This is a genomic window from Pseudoalteromonas sp. DL2-H2.2, from assembly GCF_021532535.1.
GTDB classification, from domain to species: Bacteria; Pseudomonadota; Gammaproteobacteria; order Enterobacterales; family Alteromonadaceae; genus Pseudoalteromonas; species Pseudoalteromonas rubra_A.
In genome coordinates, this window is sequence record NZ_JAKGBD010000004.1 from 105,673 (window position 1) to 117,945 (window position 12,273).

The following is a 12,273-nucleotide window of genomic DNA, read 5'->3' on the forward strand; positions in this document are numbered from 1 at the left end:
TATGCCACAGATTATCTTTTTACCCCATGAAGAACTTTGCCCGGAAGGTGCAGCCATTGAAGCGGAATCAGGCAAAACCGTACTGGATGTGGCGCTGAAAAATGGCATCAGCATTCCCCATGCCTGTGAAAAGTCCTGTGCCTGCACCACTTGTCACGTGGTGATCCGTGAAGGGTTTGACTCGCTTGAAGAAAGCGATGAGCTGGAAGACGACATGCTGGATAAGGCCTGGGGGCTCGAAGCAGAGTCCCGGTTGGGTTGCCAGGCGGTGATTGCCGATGAAGACCTGGTTGTGGAAATCCCCAAATACAACCTCAATATCGTCAACGAAGAACATTAATCTTTGTCTCTACAGGGCCGCATTTAGCGGCCCTGTTCAGTTATGGAAGGAGCGTTTGCTATGACACTTATCACCGAACAAAACCACTCCTGGGTGAATGGCAGCCCCTGGCAATCTCAGCGGCAATTAACAGTGCATAACCCGGCCAACGAGGAGCCCATCGCGACGGTTTCCATTGCCGATAATGAGGCGGCAGCACAAGCACTCAACGCAGCGCAGACATGTTTTGATACCCTTAAGCAGCGCCCGGCCCTGCAGCGAGCAGAGGTGCTGATGCGCTGGTATCAGCTCATACTGGACAATGAAGCGGTACTGGCAGAGTTGATGACCAAAGAGCAGGGCAAACCGCTGCGTGAAGCGAAGGCCGAAGTCAAATATGCGGCGGGGTTTGTGCAGTGGTTTGCTGAAGAGGCTAGGCGTGCTTATGGCGAAGTGATCCCATCGCACAGTCCCTCGCACCAGCTGACAACGATAAAGCAGCCCGTCGGCGTGGTGCTGGGGATCACGCCCTGGAATTTTCCTCTGGCTATGATCACGCGCAAAGTGGCACCTGCTTATGCTGCGGGTTGTCCGTTTATTCTTAAGCCATCAGAAGAAACGCCTTTGAGCGCCATAGCCTTGGCCAAATTAGCGTTAGAAGCTGGGTTTGAAGACGGTGCTTTTCAGGTTCTGGTAACCGATGATGCCGAGGCGCTGGTCGCTCCCTTATTGGCAAGCCCGGTGGTGCGTAAGCTGACTTTCACCGGTTCCACATTGGTAGGTAAAAAGCTGCTGGCACAGGGTGCCGACACGGTAAAACGGACCTCAATGGAGTTGGGGGGCAATGCGCCCTTTATTGTGTTTTCCAGTGCGGATGTCGAAGAGGCCGTGGCAGGTTTGATGGTGGCCAAGTTTAGAAATGGCGGGCAAACCTGTGTGGCCGCCAATCGGGTTTTTGTCCATCAGGATATACAAGAAGTCTTCACCGATGCACTCATAGAGGCGGTTGACAAACTGGTGGTCGGCGACGGGCTAGAGGCGGATACCGATATCGGGCCACTGATCAACGCCAAAGCCAAAGATAAGGCGCTGCATCTGATTGAAGATGCGCTAGCTCAGGGCGCTCAGCGGGTATATCAGGGCGCAGCAGGTGCAGGTCTCTTTATGGCACCGACCATTTTGCTTGATGTGACCGAAAAGATGGACATTTATCACCAGGAGATTTTTGCGCCGGTTGTCAGCATAATTGTATTTGATGATGAGCAGGGCGTGATACGTCAGGCCAATGCGGTCCATGAAGGACTTGCCGCCTATTTCTATTCTCAGGATGTATCGCAAATTCATCGAGTTGCAATGGCACTCGAATATGGCATGGTGGGGATCAACGAAGGTGCCATATCAAATCCGGTAGCGCCTTTTGGCGGGGTAAAACAATCCGGGCTGGGGCGCGAGGGGGCCAAAGAAGGGCTACAGGAATTCCTGGAAACGAAATACCTGTGCCAGAAGTTCTTAGAATGATTGTTCCGTAATATGGAACTTTCTGTTCATTTTTGAGAATCTGACGCGGATAGGAGCACGGTTTTATCCGCATTTAAAATTCATTTTATACCACCTTATCAATATCTTATATTTAATTTTTTCAGTGCTGCTGTGCGCTATCAACATGTACCTGTTATCTCACTTTTTACAACGGCTTTTAATTTATGACGAAGCTATGTACACTAGCCGTTTAATTTTTGACTGGCTGGACATTGTTTATGTACACAGGGAAAGAACCCACTCTGGTGATCCTGGCGGCAGGCCTGGGGAAGCGGTTTGGCGGTAACAAGCAAATTGCGGTATTGCCAGACTTTAACTGCACCATTATGGAACTGAGTATTCAGGATGCCTATGCTGTGGGCGTACGTCACCTTGTGTTGGTAATTAACCGTCAGGTTCGTCCGCTGATAGAGCAACAGATACTGCCGCGCTTACCCGCCGATTTGCAGGTCGAGTTGGTTGAACAGGCCGTTGATAATCTGCCATCGCGCTTTGCCAGTAAAGCGCTATCGCGAGAAAAGCCCTGGGGAACTGGTCATGCATTGTTATGTGCAAAACCCTTTATACCGGGTGATGCCATTGTGATCACGGCCGACGACTATTACGGGCCAGATGCTTATAAACAGCTCGTCAATCATTTCGCTGCAGCAGATCAGGGGGATATGGCTATTGTGGGCTACCCACTGGCGCAAACTTTGTCATCGCAAGGTGGTGTAAATCGCGGAATATGCCAAACTCATAAAGACAGTCTGCTTGAGGTTATTGAATATCTCGATATTCATCGAAACGGTGACACGCTGTCGGGGTTCGCGCCTGATGGCAAGCGGGTTGCACTGCCTGAGACGGCCCTGGCTTCGATGACCTGCTGGGGCATTACGCAAACCTTGCTGACACAGTTAGAGTACGGCTTCTCTGAGTTTCTAGAAAATTATGACAGCGATGTCAAAAGCGAGTATTATTTGCCTGATTGTATTCAAAGTTGTATTCAGCAAGGCCTGATTCGGGTCAGGGTACATAGTGCATCAGAACGCTGGTTTGGTATCACCTATAAAGAAGAATTAAAGAGTGTCTCAGGATTATTATATGAACTACGTCACGGATGAGCCTATCACCTGCCACCGTATTGAGAGTGGCGATGAGGTAACAATGAAAAATCGTGCAATAGCAGAGGTCTTATCGCAGCACTTTGGTCTGCAAGGCGCATCTGTTTCTTTACGTCCAATCGGTAACGGACATATTAATACAACAATGTTGCTAAAGAATAAGCAGCGCGCTTTGGTTGTGCAAAAACTCAATACCTGTGTTTTTCCAGAGCCCGAGCAACTGGTGACCAATGCCAGAAAAATTGAACAACATTTGGCACGCAAAGCCCGTGATGGTGAGTATGAATTGGCGATCATTCGCCATGTTCCCACTATTAAAGGGGAGTATTTGGTACACCATGAGGATGAAGTCTGGCGTGCGCTGGAATTCATTGGCGGCAGTTATAGTGAAGATGTTGTCGACAGTGAGGTCAAAGCTAAAATCGCGGCCAATGCATTTGGTCAGTTTGCAGCGGCATTAAATGACTTTGATGCGACTCAGTTACACCATGTGATCCCCGATTTTCATAATCTGGCGATGCGTATTGAAAAGTTTGAAGAAACACTCGGCCAGGATCCGCTCGGACGGGCCGCCTTATGTCAGGCTGAAATTGCATTTTGTCGGGCACAGTTTTCGCTTGCCCAGGAAGTTGTTGATGTAGAGGCACAGTTGCCGCTACGAGCGTGTCATAACGACACCAAGATCAATAATATGTTGTTCTGCTCAGAGTCAAATAAAGCGCGTGCGGTAATCGATTTAGACACCTGTATGCCGGGTTACTGGTTGTATGACTTTGGCGATATGGTCAGAACATTTTGCTCGCCTGAAGCGGAGGATTCAACCAACCTGACAAATGTTCGGGTACGTGAGGAGATTTTTGCAGCCCTGGTGAGAGGGTACAAACACCCCCTGTCAGCCAGTCTGACGGACAGCGAAAAACAGAGCTTTATTCTGGGTGCGAAAGTGATGCCGTTTATGATTGGCCTGCGCTTTTTGACGGATTACCTTGATGGTGATAACTACTTCGCCACAAAACATCCAGAGCACAATTTACAACGTGCGCAAAACCAGTTTGCTTTGTATCAGGATATCGTCGCGAAACAAGCGCAACTGAGCCATATTATCGATGCCGCCTGAGTGGTATAAAAGCGCCGCCAGGCGCTTTTTTTTCGCCTGAAATAGACATAATACACAGTGTGTACAGCTTAGTTTTTAGCTGTATACCCATTTCACCCTGTACCGATTAAATCTCTACCTGTCGCAATGCTTTTGCAACCCTGTGTACAATCCGTTAGCGTTCAGGGGAAGTATCTTCGAGGATAATAATAATGACAAATTTAAATCGCCGGGACTTTCTCAAGGCGGCGGGGGTTGCTGCCGCCGCAGGTGTGGTCTCTGGATGTGCACAGAGCAAAGCAGATCCGCTGCAAACGGTACCTGAGCGCCAGGGTAAATCAGTCATTGGACTGATAGCACCTAAAATGGACGTGGTGCGTGTTGGTTTTATTGGCGTAGGCCAGCGGGGCTATGGTCACGTTAAACGCATGAGCCACATTGACGGGGCTGAAATTGTTGCTTTGTGTGACACACATGATGAAGTGTTACAGCGCTCAGCCAATTATCTTGCCGAGCGGGGAATGAAAGCGCCTGCGCTGTATCAGGGTTCTGAATTTGCGTACCGGGACATGCTTGCCCGGGATGATATTGACATCGTTATCATCTCAACCCCGTGGCGCTGGCATGCGCCCATGGCCGTGGATACCATGGAAAGTGGTAAACATGCCTTTGTTGAGGTGCCACTGGCCCTGACGGTTGAAGAAATGTGGAAGCTGGTTGACACCGCTGAGCGGACCCAGAAAAACTGTATGATGATGGAAAACGTCAACTATGGTCGTGATGAGTTGATGGTGCTGAATATGGTGCGTCAGGGCCTGTTTGGTGAGCTGTTACACGGCGAAGCCGCCTATATCCACGAGCTACGCTGGCAGATGAAAGAGCTGGAACATAAAACCGGCTCCTGGCGCACTGAATGGCACACTAAACGCAATGGCAATCTCTATCCCACTCATGGTTTAGGCCCGGTTTCTCAGTATATGAACATCAATCGTGGCGACAGGTTTGATTATCTGACCTCCATGAGTTCGCCGGCTCTGGGCCGTGCTGCCTATGCGGCGCGTGAGTTTGCGCCGGGCCATCAGCGCAACCAGTGGCAATATGTGGCCGGGGATATGAACACGACTTTGGTAAAAACGCTCAAAGGGCGTTCTATCATGATCCAGCACGATACGACGACGCCGCGTCCTTATTCCCGACATAACCTCATCCAGGGCACCAATGGCGTGTTTGCCGGGTTCCCGAATCGCATTGCGTTGGAGCAGGGGGGCACCAAATCGTTTCATGAGTGGGATGAGGACATGAATGCCTGGTATGCCAAATATGATCATCCCTTGTGGTTGAAAATGGGGGCTGAAGCCGAACGTAACGGCGGGCATGGTGGCATGGACTTCTTAATGTTCTGGAGAATGATCTATTGTCTACGCAACGGCGAGCCTTTAGATCAGGATGTGTATGATGGCGCGGCCTGGTCGGTGATCTCGCCCTTATCCGCATTATCGGTCGCTAACCGCAGCGAGCCGGTCACGATCCCGGACTTTACCCGCGGAGCCTGGGAAAGTGCAAAACCCCTGGGCATAGTCGGCGCCTAGCGATCGTCGGCACAGATCATCCCGGTTAGGTATGATACAATCGACAGGCCCTTATACAGGGCCTGTTTCAGATTGACACTCATATCCGGAGGTAGATTTGCGCGCAACAATCATCACACAACTTACTGTGTGTCTTGTGTTACTGATCACGACAGCGATTTCAGGCTGTGGTGTAACACAACAGGCCCATCAGTCACCGCAAGCGCCCGGTGCGCTCAAGCAAACGCTCAGTGACTACATTAGCACTTATCAGGCACGGCAGGATTTCGAGCAATTTTTATCTTTTTACGCCGACGACATGCAGCTGGAAGACATGCACTATGGTTTTGCGGTAGAAAACAAGCAGGCACTGGCTGAGTTTTTTAACTGGTCAGCGGGGAACGTGAAAATCCTGGACGGTGATCAAACCTTTACACTCAATGAAGTGATCCTTGATGAGCAACAACGTCGTGCAGTGATCCGTGGCACCTACGTTCGCTTTGAGTATGAAGGGCGAGAAATGGGGCCCTGGCGCTTCACAACCGTGTTACACTTTAACGCTGATAACAAGATCACCTATCAGCAGGACTGGATCAATTATTGGCCCCGCTCTTTGACCGACGGTGGTCGCAATTTAAATCATACTGCAAACTAATCCTTTATTACTCTGGCGAGGACACTGAGATGCAACTCTCTGTTGAGATCAGCAAATATCCATTACATTCTGACTATATTCCTTTTATTAAAGACTTTATTGAGCGCCTCAATCAGCATCCGCAGCTCAAAGTACTGACCAATACCATGTCTACTCAAGTGTTTGGTGAGTATGATCTGTTGATGAGCACCTTATCGGCAGAAATGAAGCGCTCGTTTGAGCAGTTCGGTAAAATCGTGTTTGTCTGCAAGTTCATCAGTGGCGACCTGTCGCCCCAGTCATGATGCAGTGGCTTATTGAAACCCTGGCCGGGTTTACCGCGATGTCGGTGTGGGAATACCTGGCCGTGATTTTATCCGCAGCGTATTTGTTGCTGGCGATCCGGGAAAACTCCTGGTGCTGGCCCGCGGCTTTTGCCAGCACCTTTATCTATACCGTGATGTACTGGAATGGTGCATTGCTAATGGAGTCCTTACTGAACTTTTACTACATGTTTATGGCGGTAGTGGGATGGTGGATGTGGCGCAGCGGCGCTCAAGATACGTCGCTGGCGATTGTCTCCTGGTCGCTATCTCGACATAGCATCATCATTCTGAGCACTTTAGTGGTGGCGCTGGTCATCGGTTACGTGATGGACAACTACACCCATGCTGAACTGGCCTATCTGGATAGCCTGACAACATGCTTTGCCGTGGTGACCACCTACCTGGTAGCCCGTAAAGTGCTCGAAAACTGGTTGTACTGGATAGTGATCGACGCCGCTTCTATGTACCTCTACTATCTCAAAGGTTATTACCCGACGCTGGTTTTATTCGGCTTTTATACCGTCATGGTCTGCTGGGGTTATGTGCGCTGGTACGAAGTGTATCAACAAAAAGAGGGTAAACCCCTTGCCGCTTTGTGATGCGCCGCTGAGGGAGTTGATCAAACACGCTTTTCCCTACCTGACGATTAGCACGCTGTGTCCGCTCAACAAAGGGTTAAGTAACAAAAATTACTACCTTGAGCAGGCGCAGCAGGGGTATTTACTCAAGCATTACAGTAGCACGCTACCGGTCCAGGCACTGCAAGCGCAGTCACAGCTGGCTAAGCTTGGCGTCGCGCAGCCTGTGGTTGGCTTTGATACAAAGACCCGGCTGGCGTTATTTGAGTTTGTAACCGAGAGCGATGAGGCCATCGCTCTGGGCGATCAACTGCTGGCGCAGCTGCACACATTACATGGCTTTGATCAGCCCCAAATTGGTCAACTCGATTTATCTGGCGCGCTTCTTGAAGCAGGCCGAGTACTGGACTGCGCACCACAGCTCACACTGTTAGCTCAGCAGCTGGCTCAGTTTGAGGCCGATATCTGTTTTTGTCACAACGATCTGGTTAAGGACAATATGCTGGTAACGCTACAGGGGCCGGTGTTTATCGACTTCGAGTATGCTCAATACAACGACCGGTATTTTGATCTGGCGGCTTTGTGCGTGTCTTTTTCGCTGTCAGCCAGTGAGGCAGAGCACATGCTGAAGCGTTATTATCGTCAGGCAAAGCTGCCTTGCCCGGCGTTTGCTCTGAATAAGCTCAGCTGTTATGTACAGGTTTATCTGTGGTTGTGTATTGCCTGGTATCAGCAGCGAAAATTGCACACGTACTTAGGCCCTTTACAGGCCATGCTTGCCCTGTGGCAGAGTTAGTTGCTTGATGTAGCGTTAAGGCCCGAGTGTTATTCGGGCATTAAGCTAATCAGGTGAAGAAACAGGGGGGAGTGGCCAGTACCTTATTAAATACCTCCCAAACGTTGTGCCAGCTCTTTGTATTTTTCAACGTCGTCTTTATCAAAAATGGGTTCACCCTGGTCATCCTGCTGTTTGGCAACCAGCAGGTTCTCTCGTGCCAGTCGTCTGACACGCTCCACTTTAACATCTAAAAATTCAGCAACTTGTTCAGTGGTCATTAGAGTCATAATACGGTCCTCTCAGATGATGTCATGCCGATACGGGAAGACCAATTTTCCGCGTATCTGCAGGTCGTCATTATTGTTATTGTTCTAAGCATAGTTAAATATCGCGAATTTCGCTCTGTGTGAAGTCTTTTTTCGAGTTTTAGACCATAAATTAAGCATATAGACAACAATGACTGGTATTTGCCACTGGATATGATTATTATTGGCACCACTAAGATGTTGCTCTCGTGGTGAAATGGATATCACGTGGCCCTCCGGAGGCCAAGTTCTAGGTTCGATCCCTAGCGAGAGCGCCATTTTACGTCATGCGCCACATCGGCAAAGTTTCCCGTTATATCCATTTTCTTCGTTTAAACAACACAGCCACGGCAACCGTTAATACCACCAGGGCAATCACAAAGATACTGAATGACCAAGGGCTTTCTGTACCCGGAATGCCACCAATGTTGACGCCCAGCAGACCGGTTAAAAACCCCAGCGGCAAGAACAGGGCTGCGACTACCGACATAATATACATGCGCTGGTTAAGCTGCTCATTCAGCTGATTAGCAATACTTTGCTGAAGTACCTGGGCGCGCTCTATGCTGGCCTCAAGCTCCTCGATATAGCGGCTCAGGGTGTTATTTGCTTCACCGAGCAAGCGGCGCTGTTCAAGGTTCAGCCAGCTTACCTTAGTATCAATCAAGTCATAGATGGCCTGACGCTGAGGCTTTATGTAGCGCTTTAAGGAGATCACCTGACGCCTCAGCAAGGTTATCTGATGATAATCGGGCTGGCTCTCTTCTTTGTCCAGCTGCTCTTCAAAATCATCCAGTTGTTCTTCGACCTGCCACAGGGTGTCTTGCATACGATGGGTGAGGCGATCAATCAAAGCACAGATCAGATCACTGATGGTCGTGACTGAGCTGCCATCCAACAGCGCGTTGCGCAGATCTTCAATAGAGATCAGCACGCGCTTACGACAGGTGATCAGCACGTTTTTACTGACAAAACAGCGCACCGAGACCATGTCTTCGGGGTTTTGTCTGGGATTGAGGTTAACACCACGTAAAAACAGCAACAACCCGTGATTGGCGCGAGTCACGCGAGGACGGGTTTCTTCTGCAAGCAGGGCCTGCCACTCCCATTCTTGCAGAAACTCCAGCTGACTCAGAAAGTGTTGAACTGCTTCGCTGGTGTAGTCAAAGTGCAGCCACACAGGCGCCTCATCTTTGAGTGCCTGTGTTAAGTCTGTGACCTGGGTTGCACCACCCTGACCGTCGAGCACGAGCGCATGAAGTAAGCCTTCCATTTTAATTACCTAGACATAAACCTGTGTGTTTATCATTGGTCAACTTAGGCGTTTTGGCAATCAGTATTATACTATTTTGCTGAGCACCTGGTTGACCGTCTTTAACACTTCATCGCGACATTGGTTGATAAAGAAATGCCCGCCATTGAAGTAATGAATATCAATCTTATGTGCACTTAAATCCTGCCAGCCGTGCAGCTGCTCGGCGCTGATCTCGATATCATCATGACCATGGAACACTGTGATTGGGCATGGCAGTGCGGTTGCCTGAGCGCGATAGCATTCGGCAATCTGAAAATCGGCTCTCAGCAAGGGCAGCAGTAATTCCATTAACTCTTTGTGCTCGAGCAGCTCTTTTGGCGTGCCATTCAGTTTGTATAGTTCCTCAACAAAGGCATCATGGGGCAGGTCGTAAATACGTTCTTTCGCCGAGGCGGTGTGGGGCGCACGGCTTCCCGATGCGATAAGGTGACGCGGTAGCGGCGCATTGTTCTCCACCAGGTGTTTAGTCACTTCAAAAATGACCCGGCTACCCAGGCTGTGGCCCATCAGCACATAGGGTTTCTCAGTCAAGAAAGCCTGGTGAGCTAATAATTCATTTACTTTGTGTTGCATCTCAACATACGCAGGTTCACCCATGCGCGCACCGCGACCCGGGAACTGTAGCAGCACCAGCTCTACCTCGGGGTGAAGCTCGCTACTCCAGGGCATATAAATGGCCGGAGAGCCGCCAGCATAAGGAAAACAGAATAATCTGAGTTTGGCATTGGGATTGGGTTTAGGTATTACAAAAAGCTTGTTGTTCATATCGTTATGCCTTTTTCTGGAATTGGAACTATCCTATCAGACCCGCTGCAAGCAAGTCATTTTATTCAATAAATATTCACATAACCCCCAGGTTTTGAGAGGCGCAGGGCAGAATTGGCCTGTTGTGGCGTGAAATCCTGACTGAACTGGGTTTCATTGATTGTTAAAAGTGCCAAGATCGGCGAAAATAGAGGATGATTAAAAATGAACCCGCCGGATGACCCTGCAAAGTGTCATGCGCACACTTTGCGTAGCGTGTGTGGATCCGCGTATAACCAAAAGAATTGACTAATGGCAGATCAGACTTTCCTCAATGAAATAAATAAGCGACGTACTTTCGCTATCATCTCGCACCCGGATGCGGGTAAAACCACCATCACCGAAAAAGTATTGTTGTTCGGTAAGGCCCTGCAACAAGCCGGTACAGTTAAAGGTCGTGGCTCTAACCAGCATGCGAAATCAGACTGGATGGACATGGAAAAAGAACGGGGTATCTCGGTAACCACGTCTGTGATGCAGTTTCCTTACAACGATAGCCTGGTAAATCTGCTGGATACGCCGGGACACGAAGACTTCTCGGAAGATACCTATCGTACCCTGACTGCTGTGGACTCTTGTTTGATGGTTATCGACGCCGCTAAGGGTGTTGAGGATCGTACTCGTAAGCTGATGGAAGTCACCCGTTTGCGTGATACGCCTATCGTGACCTTTATGAACAAATTGGACCGCGATATCCGTGACCCGATGGAGTTGCTGGATGAGGTTGAGACTGAACTGAACATCATGTGCGCGCCCATTACCTGGCCAATTGGCTGTGGTAAAGAGTTTAAAGGGGTTTACCACATCCATCGCGACGAGACCATTTTGTACCAAACAGGTCAGGGTCATACCATTCAGGACGTCCGCACCATTAAGGGACTCGACAACGCCGACTTAGATGCCGCCATCGGTGAAAGCCTGGCCGAGCAGCTGCGTGAAGAACTGGAGCTGGTGATTGGTGCCTCACATGAATTCGATAAAGAACTATTCCTGAGCGGCGAACTCACACCGGTATATTTTGGTACTGCATTGGGTAACTTTGGTGTAGACCATATGCTGGATGGTCTGACAGAATGGGCGCCGTCGCCGCTGCCGCGTCAGACGGATGAGCGTGAAGTGAGCGCCGACGATGAGAAGTTCACCGGCTTCGTATTTAAAATTCAGGCCAACATGGACCCAAAACACCGCGACCGTATCGCCTTTATGCGTATCGTGTCGGGTAAATACACGCAGGGCATGAAAATGAACCATGTGCGCCTTGGCAAGCAGGTGAGCATTTCCGATGCTGTGACCTTTATGGCCGGTGATCGTGAGCGCGCACAGGAAGCTTTTGCCGGTGACATTATTGGTTTGCACAACCATGGTACGATCCAGATTGGTGATACCTTCACCCAGGGTGAAAAACTCAAGTTCAGCGGTATTCCGAACTTTGCCCCTGAGCTGTTCCGTCGTATTCGTCTTAAAGATCCACTCAAGCAAAAGCAGTTACTGAAAGGCCTGGTACAGTTGTCGGAAGAAGGCGCGGTGCAGGTGTTCCGTCCGCTGATCAACAACGACCTGATTGTCGGCGCCGTTGGTGTGCTGCAGTTTGATGTGGTTGTGGCTCGTCTGAAATCTGAGTACAACGTCGATGCCATTTATGAAAGCATTAGCGTACAGACAGCGCGCTGGGTTAATTGTGATGATGAGAAGAAGCTGGCGGAGTTCCGCCGTAAGTGTGAGCAGAATCTGGCGCTGGATGGAGGCGATAACCTGACCTATATCGCGCCAAGTCGCGTTAACCTGAACCTGTCGATGGAGCGCTATCCGGACGTGCAGTTCCACCAGACGCGCGAACACTAAACACTGTGGGCTGTTAAATGCCCGTAAAAGTGAGGGGGTGGGTTGATTCGAGTCACAAGCTTACTT

13 protein-coding genes and 1 tRNA gene are annotated in these 12,273 nt (G+C 49.8%); 11 read left to right on the forward strand and 3 right to left on the reverse strand.

Annotation, left to right across the window (positions count from 1 at the left end; all coding sequences use genetic code 11):
• Position 1: 1 nt before the first annotated feature.
• The 9 genes from fdx (at position 2) to L1285_RS08710 (ending at position 7,959) form a co-directional block, all read left to right on the forward strand.
• The gene (fdx, locus tag L1285_RS08670) at positions 2-340 is read left to right on the forward strand and encodes an ISC system 2Fe-2S type ferredoxin (RefSeq protein WP_010384025.1); all 339 of its coding nucleotides are present in this window, start codon (positions 2-4) and stop codon (positions 338-340) included.
• Positions 341-400: 60 nt separating this feature from the next.
• Complete coding sequence (locus L1285_RS08675) at positions 401-1,837, forward strand: NAD-dependent succinate-semialdehyde dehydrogenase (RefSeq protein ID WP_235411966.1); 1,437 nt, start codon at positions 401-403, stop codon at positions 1,835-1,837.
• A 239-nt stretch (positions 1,838-2,076) separates the two neighbouring features.
• Positions 2,077-2,961: a nucleotidyltransferase family protein gene (locus tag L1285_RS08680; protein ID WP_235411968.1), complete on the forward strand. Its 885-nt coding sequence runs from the start codon at positions 2,077-2,079 to the stop codon at positions 2,959-2,961.
• A 43-nt stretch (positions 2,962-3,004) separates the two neighbouring features.
• Positions 3,005-4,078, forward strand: a complete 1,074-nt coding sequence (locus L1285_RS08685; RefSeq protein ID WP_235412203.1) for a phosphotransferase enzyme family protein — start codon at positions 3,005-3,007, stop codon at positions 4,076-4,078.
• 191 nt (positions 4,079-4,269) lie between these two features.
• Positions 4,270-5,646 carry a Gfo/Idh/MocA family protein gene (locus tag L1285_RS08690; RefSeq protein ID WP_235411969.1) on the forward strand — a complete coding sequence of 459 codons (1,377 nt, stop codon included), beginning with the start codon at positions 4,270-4,272 and terminating at the stop codon, positions 5,644-5,646.
• 97 nt (positions 5,647-5,743) lie between these two features.
• A complete protein-coding gene (locus tag L1285_RS08695; protein WP_235411971.1) occupies positions 5,744-6,280 on the forward strand; it encodes a nuclear transport factor 2 family protein in 537 nt (178 codons plus the stop codon).
• A 29-nt stretch (positions 6,281-6,309) separates the two neighbouring features.
• The gene (locus L1285_RS08700) at positions 6,310-6,564 is read left to right on the forward strand and encodes a hypothetical protein (RefSeq protein WP_046003650.1); all 255 of its coding nucleotides are present in this window, start codon (positions 6,310-6,312) and stop codon (positions 6,562-6,564) included.
• Positions 6,564-7,184 carry a nicotinamide riboside transporter PnuC gene (pnuC, locus tag L1285_RS08705; RefSeq protein WP_235412204.1) on the forward strand — a complete coding sequence of 207 codons (621 nt, stop codon included), beginning with the start codon at positions 6,564-6,566 and terminating at the stop codon, positions 7,182-7,184. Before L1285_RS08700 ends, pnuC begins: the two co-directional genes overlap by 1 nt.
• A complete protein-coding gene (locus tag L1285_RS08710) occupies positions 7,171-7,959 on the forward strand; it encodes a phosphotransferase (RefSeq protein WP_235411973.1) in 789 nt (262 codons plus the stop codon). The genes pnuC and L1285_RS08710 overlap by 14 nt, the downstream gene beginning before the upstream one ends.
• Before the next feature lie 86 nt (positions 7,960-8,045).
• Here L1285_RS08710 and L1285_RS08715 read toward each other — a convergent pair whose 3' ends face one another.
• The gene (locus tag L1285_RS08715; RefSeq protein WP_046003648.1) at positions 8,046-8,228 is read right to left on the reverse strand and encodes a helix-turn-helix domain-containing protein; all 183 of its coding nucleotides are present in this window, start codon (positions 8,226-8,228) and stop codon (positions 8,046-8,048) included.
• Between the two features lie 221 nt (positions 8,229-8,449).
• Here L1285_RS08715 and L1285_RS08720 point away from each other — a divergent pair.
• Positions 8,450-8,524, forward strand: a tRNA-Arg gene (locus L1285_RS08720).
• A 35-nt stretch (positions 8,525-8,559) separates the two neighbouring features.
• Here the strand turns inward: L1285_RS08720 and L1285_RS08725 are convergent.
• Both L1285_RS08725 and L1285_RS08730 read right to left on the reverse strand, forming a co-directional pair.
• Positions 8,560-9,519, reverse strand: a complete 960-nt coding sequence (locus tag L1285_RS08725; protein ID WP_235411975.1) for a zinc transporter ZntB — start codon at positions 9,517-9,519, stop codon at positions 8,560-8,562.
• 66 nt (positions 9,520-9,585) lie between these two features.
• Complete coding sequence (locus L1285_RS08730) at positions 9,586-10,326, reverse strand: thioesterase II family protein (protein ID WP_235411977.1); 741 nt, start codon at positions 10,324-10,326, stop codon at positions 9,586-9,588.
• A 291-nt stretch (positions 10,327-10,617) separates the two neighbouring features.
• On the opposite strand from L1285_RS08730, the gene prfC reads away from it, so the two are divergent.
• Positions 10,618-12,207, forward strand: a complete 1,590-nt coding sequence (gene prfC, locus L1285_RS08735) for a peptide chain release factor 3 (RefSeq protein ID WP_138551097.1) — start codon at positions 10,618-10,620, stop codon at positions 12,205-12,207.
• The last annotated feature ends 66 nt before the right edge of the window (positions 12,208-12,273 follow it).